General features: G+C 28.7%; 22 protein-coding genes, 1 pseudogene and 1 other annotated feature. Of the genes and pseudogenes, 11 read left to right on the forward strand and 12 right to left on the reverse strand.

What is annotated here, in order from left to right; translation table 11 throughout:
* Nucleotides 1–173: 173 nt before the first annotated feature.
* The 4 genes from ACI48P_RS16660 (at nucleotide 174) to ACI48P_RS16675 (ending at nucleotide 2,551) form a co-directional block, all read left to right on the forward strand.
* On the forward strand, nucleotides 174–446 hold the full coding sequence (locus ACI48P_RS16660) for an ArsR/SmtB family transcription factor (RefSeq protein ID WP_475217824.1): 273 nt from the start codon (nucleotides 174–176) through the stop codon (nucleotides 444–446).
* 166 nt (nucleotides 447–612) lie between these two features.
* Complete coding sequence (locus tag ACI48P_RS16665; protein WP_475217826.1) at nucleotides 613–1,617, forward strand: permease; 1,005 nt, start codon at nucleotides 613–615, stop codon at nucleotides 1,615–1,617.
* Between the two features lie 215 nt (nucleotides 1,618–1,832).
* Nucleotides 1,833–2,033 (forward strand): helix-turn-helix transcriptional regulator, encoded by a 201-nt coding sequence (locus ACI48P_RS16670; protein ID WP_475217828.1) that lies wholly within the window; start codon nucleotides 1,833–1,835, stop codon nucleotides 2,031–2,033.
* Between the two features lie 5 nt (nucleotides 2,034–2,038).
* Nucleotides 2,039–2,551, forward strand: a complete 513-nt coding sequence (locus ACI48P_RS16675) for a DUF3278 domain-containing protein (protein ID WP_475217830.1) — start codon at nucleotides 2,039–2,041, stop codon at nucleotides 2,549–2,551.
* 302 nt (nucleotides 2,552–2,853) lie between these two features.
* Here the strand turns inward: ACI48P_RS16675 and ACI48P_RS16680 are convergent, their stop codons facing one another.
* From ACI48P_RS16680 to ACI48P_RS16700, 5 genes and pseudogenes are all read right to left on the reverse strand, one after another.
* A complete protein-coding gene (locus ACI48P_RS16680; RefSeq protein WP_475217832.1) occupies nucleotides 2,854–3,066 on the reverse strand; it encodes a PF20097 family protein in 213 nt (70 codons plus the stop codon).
* Between the two features lie 80 nt (nucleotides 3,067–3,146).
* Complete coding sequence (locus tag ACI48P_RS16685; RefSeq protein ID WP_475217834.1) at nucleotides 3,147–3,602, reverse strand: helix-turn-helix transcriptional regulator; 456 nt, start codon at nucleotides 3,600–3,602, stop codon at nucleotides 3,147–3,149.
* 246 nt (nucleotides 3,603–3,848) lie between these two features.
* Nucleotides 3,849–4,308, reverse strand: a pseudogene (locus ACI48P_RS16690) (IS1595 family transposase); the annotation flags it as partial.
* The gene (locus ACI48P_RS16695) at nucleotides 4,266–4,718 is read right to left on the reverse strand and encodes a hypothetical protein (protein ID WP_475217837.1); all 453 of its coding nucleotides are present in this window, start codon (nucleotides 4,716–4,718) and stop codon (nucleotides 4,266–4,268) included. The pseudogene ACI48P_RS16690 and the gene ACI48P_RS16695, both read right to left, overlap by 43 nt.
* Nucleotides 4,719–4,736: 18 nt before the next feature.
* Nucleotides 4,737–6,068, reverse strand: a complete 1,332-nt coding sequence (locus ACI48P_RS16700) for an MATE family efflux transporter (protein ID WP_475217840.1) — start codon at nucleotides 6,066–6,068, stop codon at nucleotides 4,737–4,739.
* An 87-nt stretch (nucleotides 6,069–6,155) separates the two neighbouring features.
* On the opposite strand from ACI48P_RS16700, the gene ACI48P_RS16705 reads away from it, so the two are divergent.
* Nucleotides 6,156–6,983 carry a MerR family transcriptional regulator gene (locus ACI48P_RS16705; RefSeq protein WP_475217841.1) on the forward strand — a complete coding sequence of 276 codons (828 nt, stop codon included), beginning with the start codon at nucleotides 6,156–6,158 and terminating at the stop codon, nucleotides 6,981–6,983.
* Between the two features lie 137 nt (nucleotides 6,984–7,120).
* Here ACI48P_RS16705 and hcp read toward each other — a convergent pair whose 3' ends face one another.
* Together hcp and ACI48P_RS16715 are read right to left on the reverse strand one after the other, a co-directional pair.
* Nucleotides 7,121–8,842 (reverse strand): hydroxylamine reductase, encoded by a 1,722-nt coding sequence (gene hcp, locus ACI48P_RS16710; RefSeq protein ID WP_475217842.1) that lies wholly within the window; start codon nucleotides 8,840–8,842, stop codon nucleotides 7,121–7,123.
* 220 nt (nucleotides 8,843–9,062) lie between these two features.
* A complete protein-coding gene (locus tag ACI48P_RS16715; RefSeq protein WP_475217843.1) occupies nucleotides 9,063–9,302 on the reverse strand; it encodes a hypothetical protein in 240 nt (79 codons plus the stop codon).
* A gap of 311 nt (nucleotides 9,303–9,613) precedes the next feature.
* Nucleotides 9,614–9,829 (forward strand) — a binding site (T-box leader).
* Between the two features lie 110 nt (nucleotides 9,830–9,939).
* Here ACI48P_RS16715 and ACI48P_RS16720 point away from each other — a divergent pair.
* From ACI48P_RS16720 to ACI48P_RS16730, 3 genes are all read left to right on the forward strand, one after another.
* Nucleotides 9,940–11,136 (forward strand): argininosuccinate synthase, encoded by a 1,197-nt coding sequence (locus ACI48P_RS16720; protein WP_475217969.1) that lies wholly within the window; start codon nucleotides 9,940–9,942, stop codon nucleotides 11,134–11,136.
* Nucleotides 11,137–11,217: 81 nt separating this feature from the next.
* On the forward strand, nucleotides 11,218–12,534 hold the full coding sequence (gene argH / locus ACI48P_RS16725) for an argininosuccinate lyase (RefSeq protein ID WP_475217845.1): 1,317 nt from the start codon (nucleotides 11,218–11,220) through the stop codon (nucleotides 12,532–12,534).
* Nucleotides 12,535–12,558: 24 nt separating this feature from the next.
* Nucleotides 12,559–12,984 carry a hypothetical protein gene (locus tag ACI48P_RS16730; RefSeq protein ID WP_475217847.1) on the forward strand — a complete coding sequence of 142 codons (426 nt, stop codon included), beginning with the start codon at nucleotides 12,559–12,561 and terminating at the stop codon, nucleotides 12,982–12,984.
* Between the two features lie 135 nt (nucleotides 12,985–13,119).
* Here the strand turns inward: ACI48P_RS16730 and ACI48P_RS16735 are convergent, their stop codons facing one another.
* A complete protein-coding gene (locus ACI48P_RS16735) occupies nucleotides 13,120–13,728 on the reverse strand; it encodes an acetate uptake transporter (protein ID WP_475217848.1) in 609 nt (202 codons plus the stop codon).
* A 144-nt stretch (nucleotides 13,729–13,872) separates the two neighbouring features.
* Nucleotides 13,873–14,442, reverse strand: coding sequence for an HD domain-containing protein (locus ACI48P_RS16740; protein ID WP_475217850.1), 570 nt, complete (start codon nucleotides 14,440–14,442; stop codon nucleotides 13,873–13,875).
* A gap of 241 nt (nucleotides 14,443–14,683) precedes the next feature.
* Here ACI48P_RS16740 and ACI48P_RS16745 point away from each other — a divergent pair, with 241 nt between their 5' ends.
* From ACI48P_RS16745 to ACI48P_RS16755, 3 genes are all read left to right on the forward strand, one after another.
* Complete coding sequence (locus ACI48P_RS16745; RefSeq protein WP_475217851.1) at nucleotides 14,684–15,412, forward strand: hypothetical protein; 729 nt, start codon at nucleotides 14,684–14,686, stop codon at nucleotides 15,410–15,412.
* 165 nt (nucleotides 15,413–15,577) lie between these two features.
* Entirely contained in the window at nucleotides 15,578–16,129 is a 552-nt protein-coding gene (locus ACI48P_RS16750; protein ID WP_475217853.1) for a hypothetical protein, read from the forward strand.
* A 160-nt stretch (nucleotides 16,130–16,289) separates the two neighbouring features.
* The gene (locus tag ACI48P_RS16755) at nucleotides 16,290–16,511 is read left to right on the forward strand and encodes an NUDIX hydrolase (protein WP_475217854.1); all 222 of its coding nucleotides are present in this window, start codon (nucleotides 16,290–16,292) and stop codon (nucleotides 16,509–16,511) included.
* A gap of 96 nt (nucleotides 16,512–16,607) precedes the next feature.
* Here ACI48P_RS16755 and ACI48P_RS16760 read toward each other — a convergent pair whose 3' ends face one another.
* Genes ACI48P_RS16760 through ACI48P_RS16770 form a run of 3 tightly spaced genes read right to left on the reverse strand, consistent with a single transcriptional unit; the run spans nucleotide 16,608 to nucleotide 19,723 of the window.
* The gene (locus ACI48P_RS16760; protein WP_475217856.1) at nucleotides 16,608–17,906 is read right to left on the reverse strand and encodes an ABC transporter permease; all 1,299 of its coding nucleotides are present in this window, start codon (nucleotides 17,904–17,906) and stop codon (nucleotides 16,608–16,610) included.
* Nucleotides 17,907–18,593, reverse strand: coding sequence for an ABC transporter ATP-binding protein (locus ACI48P_RS16765; RefSeq protein ID WP_475217858.1), 687 nt, complete (start codon nucleotides 18,591–18,593; stop codon nucleotides 17,907–17,909).
* Nucleotides 18,594–18,631: 38 nt separating this feature from the next.
* On the reverse strand, nucleotides 18,632–19,723 hold the full coding sequence (locus tag ACI48P_RS16770; protein ID WP_475217860.1) for an efflux RND transporter periplasmic adaptor subunit: 1,092 nt from the start codon (nucleotides 19,721–19,723) through the stop codon (nucleotides 18,632–18,634).
* Nucleotides 19,724–19,742 lie beyond the last annotated feature (19 nt).

Consider the following 19,742-nt stretch of genomic DNA (forward strand, 5'->3'; position numbering starts at 1 on the left):
CTCATATGATATTCTAAAATAGCTTTTATGTAAACAATTATATCAATTTTTTTTGATTTTATTATCGACATTTTTTATTTCTCATAATATATAGTTTGCATAAATGCCTATATTAATATTAATTATTATTAAAAAATTTGTTATAATATTATAAAGTAATGGAGGTTATCAATATGAATAATATAGATTTTGTTTTTAAGGCTTTATCTGATCCTATAAGATTGAATATATTAAAAAAACTATATTCTGCTGAAAGTGTTTGTGTTTGTGAGTTAAGTGATATATTTGACATTTCTCAATCCAAACTTTCTTATCACTTAAAATTATTACTTTCAGCTAATCTTATCAATAAGACATCTGAAGGTAAGTGGAATTTTTACTCTGTAAATAAAGACACTCTATCAAAGATATTAACTTACGAAACTATTCAAAATTTATTTTTATAAAACAAGTTGCCAAATCAAAAAAAATTGATATAATAAATACTATAAGATTTAGTTTTTAGTTATTTGTATATCAATTTTTTAATAAAATATATTAATTATGCAATAACTATTATATTTTTTTATTTTTAATATCAATTTTTTTTGATATATAAATGGAGGTTGTTTTATGAATATATTTAATTTTTTTACTGATCAGATTTTAAAAATGAATTGGCTATCTGATTTAGTAACATTGTTAGTTGAAAATGTGTTAAATCTAGATGTAGCCACTAGAGTTGGAGGTAGTGTTCATTTTTTCTTATATGATACTATTAAAATATTTATATTACTTGGTGTTTTAATATTTTTCATATCATATGTGCAAAGTTATTTTCCACCAGAAAGAACAAAGAAAATACTTACAAGATTTAAAGGTATATCAGGTTCTATTGTTTCTGCACTCTTAGGAACTGTTACTCCTTTCTGTTCTTGTTCTAGTATTCCTATCTTTATAGGTTTTTCTAATGCGGGGCTTCCACTAGGTGTTACATTCTCATTCTTAATCTCTTCTCCTATGGTTGATTTAGCATCACTACTACTATTAGCAGGATTTTTTGGTATGAATATATCTGTTTTATATGTTGTTTTAGGACTTATAGTTGCTATAGTTGGTGGTACTATTATAAGTAAGCTTAATTTAGAAGATGAAATAAGAACTTACACTGAAAAAACTAGAGATCTATATGATGAATCAGAAAACTTTAATCAAAAACAAAGAATTGATTATGCTTTAACTGATACTAAGATAATAGTAAAGAACGTTTATAAGTATGTTTTAATCGGTGTTGGTATAGGAGCATTAATACACAACTGGATACCACAGGCTGTAATACTTAAAGTACTTGGTAATGATAATCCATTCTCAGTTATTATAGCTGCTATAATAGGTATTCCAATGTATGCAGATATTTTTGGAACTATTCCAATAGCAGAAGCGCTGTTTATGGCAGGAGTTCCTATAGGAACTGTACTTGCATTTATGATGGGTGTTACTGCCTTATCCCTTCCTTCTATGATAATGCTTGCTAAGGTTGTTAAGCCTAAATTATTGGCAATATTTATAGGAATTGTGACTATAGGAATTATTATAACAGGGTACTTATTTAATTCTTTTGGATTTTTACTAATGTAATAAAAATACTCTTCCATACAAAGTGTATGGGAGAGTATTTTTTATTTTAATTTATTTTTTTATGCTATAAAAATTTAAAATCACTTAATATCAATTTTAAGGCTTGTTAATAAAATATTATCCAGTAAATGTATAAGTGTCATATATATTTGACATCTTCACTCTTACTGTGCTAACATAGTCATATATATATGACCATGTTGGTAGGTGAACTTATGAACAATATAAAAAAATATAGAACTTTAGCTAAAATATCTCAATTAGAGTTATCAAAAAAAGTTGGTGTTGCAAGACAAACTATAAATTTAATTGAAAATCAAAAATATAATCCGTCTCTAGAGCTGTGTATTAAGATTGCTAAAGCTTTAGGAACTGACCTAAATACATTATTTTGGATTGATATGGAGGGTGATTAAAAATTATGAAAAGGCTAGAAGAAAAACTTTTTAAACATTACATAGGCTATTTAGATGAAAGAGATGAGTATCAACAAGGTATAATCTATAAGACTCTTGCAAAAGTAAATATGTATTCATTTTATTTAATTTCGATTTTAATGCTTGGAAGTCTTGTCTTTGATTCTATCAATCATAGATTTACATTTGGTACTATTGCATTATTTTTTATTCAGCAATTTAATGCATATTACATTACAATAAAATTAAGAAAAAGTGGCGTTGATACAACAGAATTTTATGATAATACTACATATATGATGCAATTAAAAAAATTAAAAAAGCAAGCTGTTACGGCTGGAATACAATGGGGTCTTTCTATGCTAATAATGATGGATTACATCTTTCCAGCCCTTGAAGGTGAACAAATTAGAATAGATTTAATTTCAGTTGTTATATGGGCTTGTGCAGGTACTTTTTTCGGAGCATTTATGTACCTTTTGGGAAGATTAAAACTAAAAAAGATTGATAATAATTAACTAATAACTTGAACCACATCTAAGTATTAAAAAACATTTAAAATAAATGTCAGAGAGCCTAGCATTAAAATATCAACTATCTTGATATAGTTGATATTTTAATGCTAGGCTCTGTTAAACAATTTCGTGATAAATAGGATATAAAAATGGCTAGAAGTATTGAATTATTTAACTTCTAACCGTTTTTATGTCTTTATTCAGTTTCCTCAAATTATGAACACCAATATGAGTTCATCTATATTATCTCAAATTGAATTACAGCATACAATTAATTCGTAATATATAAAATTATTAACTATACATTACTTAGGCAAATCTATTATTACTTTTTTACATTTATCACATAAATATGACTCTATACTATTAAAATCCGAACTATCAGTTAATTTTATACCTTTAACAAAGGTTTGTAGAAACACTCCTTTATCCTTTTCATTCGGTATCCACTTTAAAGTATATCTATCCCCATGTATCACACCTAGTTTCATATCTTCATTGCAATATGGACATTTCATATAAATCCCCCTCTAGTTTTACTTCGTATTATATTAATATTGTTCACTAAATCTACTCTACAAATTGAAATTTAGCTTTCTTATTTATCTTTTCTGCTTTTCCAGATATTGTACAAAATATCCTTTAGAACCAGAAAGGCATCCAATTCATTGTATTGATATTCTTGCTTTAGCTCCTCGAGCATTATACACAATTTACGAGCATAGTTTGGATGATTAACTTCATTTTGGTATCTGACCAGAATTGGGTACTTTTTTCCCCACGTATTTGTCCAATCAATTTTATCTTCTACTTCTTCACTAGTTTTATCAATGATCTCTTGAATTTCTTTTATATCAATATCAAAATCAATCAGTTCATCCAAAGAGATACTGTATAGTATAGCCATTTTTTTAGATTGACAAATATCAGGAATCGTTTCATCCGTTTCCCACTTTGAAATGGTCTGTCTACTTACGCCGAGTTTCTCCGCTACATGCTCTTGAGACAATCCAGATTTTTTTCTTGCATGAAATAAATTGTTTCCTAAACTCATTGCTTCTCCTCCTTATCAACTTATATATTTATTATAATGTTTGATAAGAACAATCTTCACCAACTATATTTAACATATTTGCCCGTATTATTAACATGAATTAAACTTATAAATTCATATATTTTATTAAAATTATCCTTATTTCGTATTATATAACAATTGTGAACTTTGTTTATATTATACATAATATTCAATTATTTTCCAATTACAAAGTGGTTTCATTAAACTAAAGAATAAAGACTTATATTAAATTAATTCAACATATCTATTTCTGATTCTATTTATCGTAATGCAAGTTTTTTTAGTTGCGACATTAATTAGCATATCTTTGATTCTATCACTATTTTTACTCTTCTTGTTTATTTTCAAAAACTTAAACCAAGCCAAATAATTGGAGATATATTTACTAGACACTCCATTAAAAGGCATTAACCATCTCTTAAATCCGATGTGAATTGCATTTACATGTTGACGGTGATAAACGCTATCTAACATAGATTTATCTCTTGGAACTTGCTTTAACTCTACATTTAGGTCTTCCTTTATGCCAATGTAAGATTTGTGGCTATCAATTACAAAAGTAGCATCTTTTCCTAATTTCCTATCAAAAAAAGCCTACTATTTCATTAGTTGTAATCCTACTATTGCAAACTGCTCCCATAACTATATTTCCTTTACGGTTAATCCCAGTTTCAATGCATAATTTCCCATTAAAGCTGATACAAAAGATTTCCCCATAGAGTTTGATGCAAATAAAGTTTTCTCGTCTGCACCTAAATAGTATGATTCATGCTTTATTACGTCATCTTTTATAACTATTAACCCTGATGTTTTTGTTTCCTTTAAAAAATCGTCTACTAAAAACTCTTCTCCCTTAAATTTAAAACAAACTGGTAATTCATCTTCTTCTCTTCCAAATTCATATACATTGTTTCCTTTTTTTATCTCCTTAGTTGGTTGTATTTTATATATGTTTTGAAATGTATTTGCAAGGTTTTCTTCCTTGAAGCTATTTAAAGATTTGAAAAGTAAATTTATCTCATTTCTATAAATAAAAGCTGAAACTAATATAGCACATACTACTACAACACCCACTAATACAATAATTTTTTTCATAATCTTATTTTCTCCTTATTAATACTCATATTTCTTTTTATATTTTTTTATATAAAATACAGAAATAAATAGAGCTAAAAGCTCTGAAATAGGTACTGAAAGCCATAATCCATTTATTCCGAAAATTGATGGCAGAACAATAATTGCTGTAGATAAAAATACAAAGCTTCTTGAAAAAGCAATTATAGCTGAAATCTTACCATTAGATAATGCTGTAAAAAGCATACTTGAAAATGTATTAAATCCAACTAATAGTAAAGCTAATGAAAACAGTTTATTTCCACTAACCGCAATATTGTACGCAACTGAGCCTTGTTCTGTAAAAGCTCCTACCAGTATATTTGAACTCATAATTGCTAAAGTTGTGGTTACTATTGATACTATACCTATAAATGTAAGGGTTATATTTTTTATTTTTCTTAGCTTAGAAGTTTCATTTGAACCATAAAAATAACTTAGTAATGGTGATACTCCTAACATGTATCCCATGTATAATGCACTCATTAATCCAAAGACATAAAATGTAATAGTACTCGCTGCTACCCCACTTGGTCCTGCAATAGCTAACATCTTATAATTGAATAGCATTATTACTATTCCACTAGCTAAGTTTGATGCAAATTCTGAAACTCCATTGCTAAAGGTTTTTAATACAACTTTCATATCAAATTTCAATGATGAAAAATATAAAATAGTCTTTTTATTTATAAAGTTTGAAATCAAGATAATACTAGGTATTAACATACCAAGTCCACTTGAGATAGCTGCTCCTGTCATTCCCATGCCTAAAACTTTTATCATAAAAAAGTCAAATATAATATTAGTTACTCCTCCTATTGATGAGCTTATCATAGCCAACTTATGTCTACCTGAAGCAATAGTAAATATCTGTAATACTGCAAATAATATTTGAGGAATTATAAAAAAGCTATATGAAAATAAATATTCTCTGCAAAGTTCCTCTACACTAGCTGATACATTAAATATCCCAACAAGTGGTTTAGTAAAAACTAAAAAGCATATGCTTAACATTAAACCAATAGCTGCCCCAATAAAAGTTAATGTAGTAAAATCACTTCTTGCCTCATCTTTTTTACCTTCACCCATTTTTTTCATTACTACAGCACTACCTCCAGATGCAAATAATGCACCAATAGCAATAAATAAATTTAAATATGGTGAAATAAGTGTTAATGCTGATAAAGCTACATCACCTAAAATATTTGAAATAAACATACCATCTATCATAGAATACGATGCCTGAATAAGTGTCATAACCATAGTAGGTATAACAATTGCTGTAATCCCCTTGAATGTAATCGGATTTGTATATATACTTTCTTTTGTCATTTGTTTCTCCTTTCTAACCTTGTTTTTCTGTGCTACAATAAGTCTAAAGTATACAGTAACTGTAATGTCAATAGGAGAGTTTTTAATATGAAAAATAATTTTGCATTCTTTACAGCCGGTGAATTTGCAAAGCTTCACCACATTAATAAAAGAACTTTACACTACTATGACAGTGTTGGTATTTTTTCACCAAAGTATAAAGGAGAAAATGGTTATCGATACTATACCTATGATCAAAGTATTGATTTTGAAAATATTTTAGCTTTAAGAGAAATAGGTATGTCCATTGAAGAAATACAACTATATATAAAAAATCCTAATAAGGATAGCTTCCAAGAAATATCAAAATTAAAAATAGGTGAAATAGACCAAACAATCTCTCGTCTAAAACATCTAAAAGGTATTTTAAAAGAAAAATCTAAAATGCTTGATTTATGTGATGAAATATATGATGGTAAAATCGATCTAGTTACCCTAAAGGAAGAATACTTGCTTATGACTAATCTACCCTTAACCTTTGAGACATCTTCTAGTTTTTTAAGTAGTTCAAAGGCGATTATGGAACATTTAAAAGCTTCATGGGAATTTAGCAATTATAAAAAGAGTTGTGGAAGTTACATTTCTATAGAAAAAATCAAAGATAAAAAATTTGAGGAATACGACGGTGTATTTACAAGATTTGATAAAAAGAAAAGCTCTCTTGTAATTAAGCCTGGTGGCCAATATCTACGTGGATTTTGTATAGGTGATTGGCATAATATTCCTTTACTTTATGAAAAGATGGTTAGTTTTGCTGATGAGAATAGTTTAACTTTAACTGGCTATGCTTTTGAGTGTGGGCTGAATGAATTCGCTATATCAAGTGAAGATGAGTACGTTACACAGATTGAAATTCTTTGTCACTCTTCTTTATAACAAAAATAGTCTTTGGTACTAAACTATAGCACCTAAGACTATTTATATATTTTTTAACTATCTTTTGGAAGCTCTACTTTGCAGAATATCAAAAAGGACCTATTTATATAGATCCTGATTGATATCATTTTTATATATTATTCTAAAAACATTTTTAAATCGTCTTCTACGTTTGTTATTCCACCTATTCCAAAGTTCTCAATTAATACATTTGCAACATTTGGTGATAAGAAAGCTGGTAATGTAGGTCCTAGGTGTATGTTTTTTACCCCTAAGTATAGTAATGATAATAATACTATTACGGCTTTTTGCTCATACCATGCAATGTTAAAGGCTATTGGTAGCTCATTTATATCTTGAAGTTCAAATACTTCTTTAAGTTTTAATGCTATTAAAGCTAATGAGTAAGAGTCGTTACATTGTCCTGCATCTAATACTCTTGGAATACCATTTATATCCCCTAATTGTAACTTATTGTATTTGTATTTTGCACAACCTGCTGTTAATATTACAGTGTCTTTTGGTAAGGCTTTTGCAAAATCAGTATAGTAATTTCTTGATTTAGCTCTTCCGTCACATCCTGCCATTACAAAGAATTTCTTTATTGCACCAGTTTTTACTGCTTCTACTACTTGATCTGCAAGTGCAAATACTTGGTTATGTGCAAATCCACCAATTATTTCTCCAGTTTCTATTTGCTTAGGTGGTGCACACTTTTTAGCTTTATCTATTATTTCTGAAAAATCTTTATTATCTTCACTTTCACCCTTTATATGCTTAACTCCAACAAATCCTGCTGCACCTGTAGTATATATTCTGTCTTTATAACTATCTTTTGGTGGTACTATACAGTTTGTAGTCATTAATATTGGCCCGTTAAAACTTTCGAATTCTTCTTTTTGCTTCCACCAAGCATTTCCGTAGTTACCTGCAAAGTGAGAATACTTTTTAAATGCTGGATAATAGTGTGCTGGTAGCATTTCTGAGTGAGTATATACATCTACCCCTGTTCCCTCAGTTTGCTTTAATAATAACTCTAAGTCTTTTAAATCATGTCCTGATACAAGTATACCCGGATTATTTCTTACGCCTATATTTACTTTAGTTATTTCTGGATGTCCGTAAGTTCCTGTGTTCGCGCTATCTAAAAGTGCCATTCCATCAACTCCAACTTTACCAGTTTCTAAAGTTAAAGCTATTAACTCATCAATAGTTAAACTATCATCTAAAGTTTTTGCTAATGTACTTTGCATAAAAGCATTTACTTCTTCACTGTCGTATCCTAATGCATTAGCATGCTTCATATATGCAGACATTCCTTTTAATCCATATATTATAAGTTCTCTTAAACTTCTTATATCTTCATCCTTAGTTGCAAGTACTCCAACTTTAGTTGATTTTTCATCTAATTCTTTGTTTAAATCATCTGATTTTTTTCCACTTCCAAGTATTGCATCTTTTATTTTACTTAAGAAATTTACTTTATCATCCATTTCAGCATTTGAACTTGCATTCCATAGTGCTGCTTCTGATAAATTTCTTTTGTTATTTAACTTAGATAATAAATTTTCTTTAGTAGATAAAGTTTCCTTTACTCTTTCGTAGAATACTGCATCATCAAAGTTGGCATTTGTTATTGTAGTAAATAAGTTTATAGTTATTAAATGATTAACTTCTCCACTTACTTTTTTTCCTTCAGCTCTAAGTCTTGTTGTTACCTCTGATAATCCTTTTGTTGTATATATTAATAAATCTTGCATTCTTGCTAAATCTGGTGATTTTCCACATACTCCAAATTTTGTACATCCTGTGCATCCTGCTGTCTCTTGACATTGGAAACAAAACATTTTATTTTCCATCTATATCTCTCCTATTAAACATGTATTTTATTTACTCTTTTTAAGCTTTAAAATATTTTTGTAATTTCTTGATTTGTATAGTTAGATTATATCCAAGATGTTTTAAAGTTTCCGTAACCCTCGTTACGTTTTTTTATTAATTAGAAATAGATTCATATCTATATAAACAAAAATCACATCTAAAAAATCATGCGATTTTAGATGTGATTTTGATTGCGATTTAATTGTTCCTTTTCATATTATTTCCAATCCAAATACCTAAAAACATTCCTATAGGAGCACATATGAGTGAATTCAGTATATAGCAACCAGAAATTGAACCTATTACAAACCCAGTCATCATACCCTCAATTTTATAATTTTTCTTGTCATTTCTTTTCATCACTGTTATCATCGTAATAATAATTGTGCATACCACTATAACTGTGAATATTATTTGTATTACATGATTCATATCCATAATTCTACCTCCTAACTTCAATTTTACAAACTAAATCTATGTATATCTATATGTTATCTCTACGGATGTCTACGTGGGTTTTTGAATATTTTTATTAATGTATAATCTATATATATTATAATATAGTTAAGTAAAGGATGTGCTTGTCAATTGGGTTGAGTTTTTATATGGCCTGGAAAGTAAAAAAGTTGGAAGTTTAGAAATTAGAACGAAGATCTATTAATTAGAGATTAATTTCAAATGGATTTCATGTAAAAAAGTGTTGACATCCATTTAAATCAATGCTAGTATTAATCTCAAATTAAATACTTAAAAATTCAGTGAAGAAGAGAGTAATTTAAATGTATTTTATAGAGAGCTAAGGATGGTGGAAGCTTGGCAAAGAAGTTTAAATGAAGAGAGCTTTGGAGAAGACTATTTAAACATTTTATTTATTAGTAAAGTAGTAGGTTTAATCTGCCTTAAAGATCCGAGATAATAAGTTTACTTATTAATTAGAGTGGTACCGCGATAATTTCGCCTCTTAGTGTTATACTAAGGGGCTTTTTTAATACCCAAAATTACCAGGAGATATATATTTTTAGGCCTAATAAAATATACCTTCTAAAATTATTCTAGGAGGAGATTTAAAATGAAAATTAAAGAAAAAGTTGTATTAGCATATTCTGGAGGATTAGATACGTCAATAATAATACCTTGGTTAAAGGAAAATTATGATTTAGATGTAATCGCAGTCTGTGCAAATGTAGGACAAGAAGAAAATATGGATGAAATCTATGAAAAAGCTTTAAAAAGTGGTGCTTGTAAAGCTTACATAGAAGATTTAAGTGAAGAATTTGTAGTTGATGCAATATTTAAAGCTATAAAAGCTGAGGTAAAGTATGAAAATAAATATTTACTTGGAACATCTTTAGCTAGACCTATAATTGCTAAAAGTTTAGTTGAAATTGCTCATAAAGAAAATGCACAATATATATGCCATGGCTGTACTGGAAAAGGAAATGATCAAGTAAGATTTGAAGCTTCAATATCAGCCCTTGACCCAAGTATAAAAATTATAGCTCCTTGGAGATTATGGGATATAAAATCTAGAGAAGATGCAATAGACTACGCTAATGAAAATAATATTGAAATAGCAGTTACTAAAGAAAAAATTTACTCTGTAGATGCGAATCTATTCCACACATCAACAGAAGGTGGAGATATAGAGGATTTAAAGAATGAACATAAAGAAGATTTAGTATATAAAAAATGTATGCCACTTGAGAAGGCATCTGATATAGCAGAATATGTAGAGATTTATTTTGAAAATGGAGAACCAAAGAAAGTAAATAATGATGAGCTTTCTCCTGTAGAAATAATAAAGACTCTAAATGATATAGGGGCAAAGCATGGTATAGGAGTTATAGACATATTAGAAAATCGATTAGTGGGGTTGAAATCAAGAGGAATATATGAAACTCCTGGTGGCACTATCTTATATGAAGCTCATAATATACTAGAAAGCGCTACCCTAGATAAAGACACTATACATTATAAGCAAATAGTAGCTCACAAATATTCAGAGCTTATATATAACGGAATGTGGTTTAGTAAATTAAAAGAATCAATAGATGCTTTTATTGAAGAAACACAAGAAAATGTATGCGGAACTGTAAAGGTAAAGCTATACAAAGGCAATATAAAACCAGCTGGTATATTTACAGAAAATGCACTATATGACGAGTCTATATCTTCATTTGGAGATAGTGAATTTTATGATCATAAGGATGCAGGTGGATTTATAAATTTATTTACACTTCCTTTAAAAATAAAAGCATTACAAAAACAATAATTGATAAAACAATAAATATAGATAGAAGAATACATTAACTATAAAAAATAGTATCTCTTAATTTTTTACGAGGTGAAGCGAATGAAACTATGGGGTGGGCGTTTTAGAAAAGAAGAAAATAAACTTATGGAAGAGTTTAATAGATCATTTGATTACGATAAAGTATTATATAAAAAAGATATCGAAGGAAGTATAGCTCATGTATTCATGCAAATGAAATGTAATCTATTAACTGAAGCAGAAGGGATGACTATTACTGATGGTTTAGTTAAAATTTCTCAAGATATAGATAATAACACATTATTATTAGATGGTAACTACGAAGATATACACAGTTTTATAGAAATTAACTTAATACAAAGAATTGGTGAAGTTGGTAAAAAACTACACACAGCTCGTAGTCGTAATGATCAAGTAGCAACAGACATGAGATTATTTGCTAAGGAAAGTACTATAGAAATAATAGATTTAATAAAAAACTTCAAGCAAACTTTAAAAGAAGTAGCTTACAAAAATTGTGTAATAATGCCAGGATATACTCATTTACAAAGAGCTCAAGTTGTAACCTTTAAACATCATTTGATGGCTTATTATAGCATGTTCGATAGAGATGAAAAAAGACTTACTAATGCTTTAGAAATATTAGATGAATGTCCTCTAGGCTGTGGTGCATTAGCAGGTACTACTCATAGTATTGACAGAGAAATTACTAAAGAAAAATTAGGCTTTAGTAGAGTTGTAGAAAACTATATGGATGGCGTAAGTGATAGAGATTATCTACTTGAGCTTATGAGTGATTTTTCCATAATAATGATGCATTTAAGTAGATTAAGTGAGGAACTTATATTATGGAGCAGCCAAGAATTTAAATTTGTAGAAATAGATGATTTATATACAACTGGTAGCAGTATAATGCCACAAAAGAAAAATCCAGATGGCGCTGAATTAATAAGAGGTAAAACTGGTCGTGTTTATGGCAATTTATTTGGGCTATTTACTGTTATGAAAGGATTACCACTTGCTTACAACAAGGATATGCAAGAAGATAAAGAAGGTTTCTTTGATAGCGTAAATACTATACAAATGTGTATTTCTATTATGGACAGAATGATTGCTACCTTAAAAGTAAATGAAGAAAATATGAAAAAAGCTGTTAATCATGGATTTTTAAATGCTACTGAGGTTGCAGATTACTTGGTTAAAGAAGGCGTTGCATTTAGAGATGCTCATGGAATTGTTGGTAGTATAGTTATTTATTGCGAGGACAATAACAAAGCTATCGAAGATTTAGAAATAAATGAGCTTCTAAAATTTAGTGATGTGTTCAAAAAAGATATCTATAATTTTATAGATTATGATAACATATTAAATAAAGGGACTAAGAAAAATTTATTATAGAAAACTATATACAAATATAGGAGTGTGGTTTCTATTAAAAAACTTATTTTTAAACTTATTTTACTTATCTCTTTATGCAGTGTAGGGTGTAGTCAAGATGCGTTATCTGGTGAAGGTCCAAATAAAATAATAATTAAAGACACTCAAGGAAAACAAGTAGAGATAACAAATAAAAAAGAGATAGAAAACTTTAATTATCTGCTTAAATATGAGGATTGGAAGGAATTAAATAGAACCGAACCATACTTTAATTCAGACATAACTATTGTTGAAGAATATAAATCATCAAAAGGCAAAAGTAGAGAAATATGTTTCAATAAAGATTCTAAAAATATAAAATTGATTATAGATAGAAAATATACTACTTTGTATGAAGTAGAAGTTAAAATATATGATGAAATATATGATAGTATATCAACAATATTATATAATGATTCTAAAGTTGATTAAATCAAAAAATCACAATATTAATATAATGGGAACAAAAAGTATGGGTATATCAATCAGTCGGTATACCCTACTTTTCTTATTAAAATTGTTCCTAATATCAACACTATGTTAAAACATAGCCTAAAGAAAAAGTAATTATTTTTTAAAGATTCCAAATGGCTTACCTACCGGTAAAAATACTCTTCCAAAGTGATTGTTTAAAACAGAAGCTGCTGAACCATAGAAAGATACTATTGCTATTAAAAACTCTGAATATCCTGCCAGCATATGCGTCTCATGAGGCATTATTCCAAATGAAGTTAATGTTAGTCCAATAAATAAGAAATCTATAAGTACAAATATTGTAAATAATACCTTATGTGTTTCCATTGCTCCAATAGTCATATATATTGTAAATATTAAATATCCTAAATATGCAAATCCAAGTTGTTTTGTATCTACAGCTGATGCTAAAGCTTGCCCAAATACTCCGTTTTGAATGAGCCAAGTAAAACCTACTGCATACCAGAAAAATGCATATGCACCAAAAGCTGTTGCTCCAAATACATTGTTGTGTTTGAAGTCATTGATACATGCAAATAACTGTGCTGTTGCTCCTAAGAATATTGCCCATGGAATAACTAATGATACTCCACTAGTCCACCCTAGCTTTTGAGATGATGCCACTAATGTTATAATAGCTAGTCCAAATAATCCTAGTGCTGATGGATCTGCCACTACTATTTTTACTTTATTATTCTCCATAAAATATCCTCCTATATTTCTTTATTCTTTAATCTTTAATAGATAAATTAGCATTATTCATTTTAGATTTTATCTATTTGGATTTTAGACTTATTTATAGGATTTTATTCAATTAAGAGCTAGAATTAAGTGCTAGCTGAGTAACTAAGCTTCACTCTTTTGAGCAATTTTTTCTGTTGTTACTTTGTCTATTTCTTTCTTTAGCTCTACTAAATAAGGAGAAAACTCCACCTTATCCGCACCATAAGTAAACTGTAAATCATATTCTAGGGGAATCCAAGTACTAATATCCGCCTCATTATGCTGAATAACTGCTTCTAAATTATCTAATACTTTGTAAAGCTTTGCTTCCTCAGTACTGCGTTCATTCATTTCCTTTAAAAGCTCTGTGAATTCCTCACGATAAGGATTAGGGAAAGTTTCAATCCACTTTAAAAATAACTCATCCTCTTTTTCACTATCTTCTTCTTTCTTCTCAAAAGTAGGAATATCACCAGTAAAGCTTTCCCCTAAATCATGAATCAAACACATACGAATTACCTTGTCCATATCAATATCTGGAAATTCATCACGCATTAATAAAGCCATTAATGCAATACGCCAGCTATGTTCTGCTACACTTTCGTGGCGTCCGTTTGATGTCCATGAATGTCTAGTATTACATTTTAGCTTTTCTGCTACTGCTAATATCTCTAAAAGTTTTGCTGTATTCATACTAATTCCCCCTAAAGTCTTTATTTGTCTATATGATATCAAAAATATCTTCACTTCATATTATATAACAATTATGAACTTTAATTATATTATAATCAAAGTTTTTAAGCCCTCTTTTTTTCTAAGTTGTAACTTTGTTAAAAAATTATTTTTATTTTGTTATTTTTATCACATTTTCCTCACACTTGTACTATAATAAAAGTAATAGGAAATATAATATAAAACTATTGGGGGAAGTATTATGAAATTTGATTGTTTTTACTATCCACAACTTAGTGATTCTGACAAAATAATAAGAGTTAATGAAAATATAAAAGAATTTAATTTCGGAGACAAGGTTCCGACAAAAACACTTTACTATAACTATGGAAAAGACTTTGCCATATATCAAGGAGGCGAGTTTTATATAGTTGAAGATTCAACACTAATAGGTACAATGAATGATGATGAAATAAAATATCCGCTAAATTTAGTATTCGATAAGGGCACACAGTTAACAATACACTCACCTAGCGAACTTCCATCTGTAAGATTATTATTAAAAGGCGAAAATGAAGTTGAAAAAGAATTGGGAGACTTATTCTATTTAACTTTAGTTTTAAATAGAAAGATTACTACTACTCAATACCAAGTTATGTCTGATTTGGCTAACTGCTGTAGAGATTTTATTTATATGAATCAGGAGTTAGAGGAAAGAACTAGACATTTATTGAATGATTTAAAGGTTGTTGAGGATTTATTTTATAATTTAACTGTAAATAACCCTGAGCTTAAGGATTGTTATTTAAGTTATATGAATTTTGGTGATAAAGAAGATTTATTAGAGTTAGGAATTCACAGATATTTCTTACCAGATACTGAGGACCATAAAGATTTTGTTATTAAGAATATGATGTATTCTAAGAGACCTATTTATCCTAAGTTCAAGTTAGATCATATGATAAACTCTGGAAATTATAGGGCTAATTAGGGATTTATGATAGTATATTTGGAGTATAAGAATGTAGTTTTTAAAACTAAATTTTATGTTAGTAGGAAATAAACTCTGTATTACATTACAGAGTTTATTTTTTTGTATATTATCTTTTAAATTGGAAATATATTTACTAGGAATATAATAGAAAGGAATAAACTTATGTCTAAATATTTCAAGTTGATTTTTTCAATAGCTATAATAATATCCGCTGTATTTTTATTTTATATAATAGCTAGCAGTAGCACTATGCAAACTGCAAATAACGCTTTAACAAAGTCTTATTCAAATACTCAATATAGCAATAAAATAGAAGATAAATCCCCAAATACTACTATAAGAAAAGATAGCTCTGATTTAGCTAGCAAAAACTTAGATAATGTAGAAGGAAATGATCAGGTAAGTAATGATTATTCAATATTAATTACTTCTTCGCTTTATAATGCTATTTTTTATCTAGACATGGGCAACAAAGAAGTAAATATTAAACTATTAGAAACTAAAGATATAGGACAAACTCCATGTGATAAATACATAAAATTATCTAATGATGATATTGATTTTTTAAAAGCTAATGCAAGCAATTTAATTAATGAATTTATTACGTGTAATATTTTTGATAAGTATGATATGATGAGCAACTTCCTTAATAAGTTTGATACCAACTTGAAGGAAAACGATATAATCAACCTAGCATTTTCATATCTTAAGTAGTATTTATTAATCTAATCCATAGTATATTTTTATAATATATTATTAACCTTATAGATATATTTCTACATTAAAAGTAGCTATTAAAGAAGCTACTGAGGAAACAGGATTAAAAAATGTAATACCTGTAAGCAAAGACATATTATCTTTAGATGTACTTACTGTGGATGGTCATATTAAACGTGGAGAATATGTTTCTTCTCACCTGCATTTGTCTATAGCATATCTTCTTGAAGCTGATAAAAATGATACACTTATAATAAATGAAGACGAGACTAGCGTAGTTAAATGGATTCCTATAGAAGATGTGAAAAATTGCTGCAGTGAACCATACATGATAAAAGTATATAATAAATTCCATAAAAAAATAAACTCTATGTTCTAGAGTTTATTTTTTTTTATTATAAGACATACTAGTCATCTTTTAACAGCAAATTGTTATATTTCATACTTTTTTAAATGGTCCATTATATATTTTTAATTATCTTGTTATTGCCTCTATTGGATCTAATCTAGATGCCTTAAATGCCGGTATTACTCCAAATACTACACCTGTTAAAACAGAAGTAAATAGTGCAAAAGATAAAATAGAAGGATTTATCTTTGCAGAGAATGGTAAATATCCTGATACTATAACTGTAATTATAACTCCGATTATAATACCAATGATACCTCCTACAACAGTAATAAATACAGATTCAACTAAAAATTGGAACATTATAGTAGATGGTTTGGCACCAATTGCTCTTCTAATACCTATTTCTCTTTGTCTTTCCATAACAGCAACATACATTACATTCATTATACCTATACCACCAACAAACAGTGAAATCAATGTAATTCCTTGCACAAACTTATTAAGCATTTCTTTCATATGCTCAAACTCCATCAACATATCACTAGGGTCACTTGCCACATATGTGCCGTCCATATCATCATGAATAGTTGATAGTTTTTCAGTTACTCTACTTGATACATCATAAAAGTCATATCCACTAGATATATGTACCGTTATGTTGTATATCTCTTCATTAGTATTTCCCCAAGAAGTCTTCATATCTTCCATCTTAGGTTGTGGTATAAGCCCTGTCAAATACCAGTAGTCCATCATAGGGGATTGACCATTTTCTAATGACTCAAAACTATTTTTCATACTATCAAAGAAGCCTGTAGGACCATTTGATCCATTATCCATTCTTTCTTCTATAACACCTATAACCTCATATGCCTTACCAGACAGATTAATAGGTTTACCTATTGACTCCATAGGATCTTCAAAGAGTTCCGTTGCAGCTTGCATAGTTATTAATATTACATCTCTATCCATATCTTCTATGGCAAAATTTCTACCAAATGCTACTTGGTATTTTTCTTTATTTTTATCATCAATAGTTGCACCTGCTACTTCTAATTGTGTAGCTTTTTTATCATAGTAAACTTCCATACCCATAATATTTGACCAATACATATCTTGATCGCTACCCTTAGTAACTTTTGACACACCCTCCATAAATGATATTTCTTCAATATCTTTTACTGTAAATGGGCTTAAATATACTCCATTTGAATATTGATTCATATAATTAGTTGGCTCAAAGTTTACAGTAAACTGTTTATTAGATACTTTTTCAACGGACTGGCTCATTTTATATTCTAGTCCCTTACCTATAGAGCTAATTACAATTACAGATGTAATACCTATAATTATCCATATAATAGCTACAAAAGTTCTTAGTTTATGTGATTTTATGTTGGCAAGAGCATTTTTTATTAAATTCATTTATATAGACGCCTCCCATACTAGATTTCCATCTCTAAGTTTTACTATTTTTGTAGCATATCTTGTTAAGTCCTCATCATGAGTTACCATAATTATCGTTTTTCCTTGCTTATTAAGCTCTTTTAATAAATTCATTATATCTATTCCAGTATCACTATCTAAAGCACCAGTTGGTTCATCCGCAAATATTATTTGAGGATCATTAACTAAAGCTCTAGCTATTGCTACCCTTTGTTGTTGACCTCCTGATAATTGCAGTGGAAACTGTTGTATTTTATCACCAAGTCCTACTAGATCTAACTTTTCCTTTACTATAGCTTTTCTATCTTGTTTTTTCACTTTTCCCTTATATACCATAGGCATCTCAACATTACTATACACATCTAAGCCATTTATTAAGTTAAACTGTTGAAAGACGAATCCTATGTTTTCATTTCTAAATACAGATCGTTGTCTTTCAGATAAATTTGATACGTCTTTGCCATTAAATATATAACTTCCTTCATCAAATCTATCTAAAAAGCCTAAGATATTTAATAAAGTAGTTTTTCCACTACCTGATTTCCCCATTATTATTAGAAAATCACCTTCATTAATATTAAAATTAATAGATTTTAAAACTTGATGTTTTTCTTTTGCTATTTTATAGTACTTATTTATGTTATTTAAGCTAATAATTTCCTTCAAAACAACCCCTCCTTTTATTGTGTTAATGATTATAATGTTTATTCAATAACTGCGCTACCTTCAAGAGTTGTTTCATCAGGGTATCTTAGTATAGATTCCTCATCTTTTAATCCACTAATTACCGTTACATAACTTTTATCATCACCTGCTTCAACTTCTACAGGCTCTTTTACAAGTTGACCATCAACATTTTTAAATACAAAAGTTTTTCCATCTTCTTCTAATACTGCACTAGTTGGTATTTTATAAGATTGATTTTCAAGTACTATTGTAGCTTGTGCATGGAATCCATTATATAATCCTTCTTGATTCTCAAATTGTATCTTAACCTCATAGTTTGATAATGAACTCTGTCCACCCATTCCACCATTCATGTCTGAAGAACTTCCAGAAGGTCTATCTGATATGGATTTTACATATCCTACTCTATTTTCTTTTGTTGATAATATTAATATATCTACTTTATCACCTTTCTTAACCTTAAGTAAATTTTGTTCATTAACTTGTCCACTTATTTCATAGTCTAAGCTATCAAGAGTTAGTAGTGATTGCGCCACTTGCCCCTCTGAACTATTTTCACTTTTTGTTTCATTTATATATATTTTTCCCTTAAATGGTGCTGTAACACTGCTATACACTGTTTTATTAAGCTCTGCAACTTTACTATTCAGTGCCTTAATTTCTGATTCAATAGCCGATATGTCATATAATGGTTTGCCTTCTTCATCCACTACTCCTGCTTGTTCTGATTTCTGCTTTTTAAGAGTTGCTATTTGACTTTCAAGCCCTTTTATTTCATCTAAAGCTGATGTGTTTTTGTATTTAATTAAAACTGCACCTTTTTCTACTACATCTCCATTTTTAACACTTATTTCATATGAACTACCTTTATCTGCTTCATAATGAAAATCTTTACTTTGTGTTGGAAGAATTGCTCCAGTTACAAATATTTTTTCTTTCCCAGGCAAAGTGTACATTTCCATAGTCTCCATCTGTCCAGAATCAGATATCTCTTGATTTTTATTACCTTTTTTATTTAGGAGTACAAATCCTCCAACTGCTAAAACCCCTATCAATACTAAGCCAATAATTTTTTGCTTTTTCGTAAGATTAATATTTTTTATCCCCATACATTTCTTCCTCCAATAT

The sequence above is a fragment of the Romboutsia sp. LXY-2 genome (assembly GCF_056171995.1).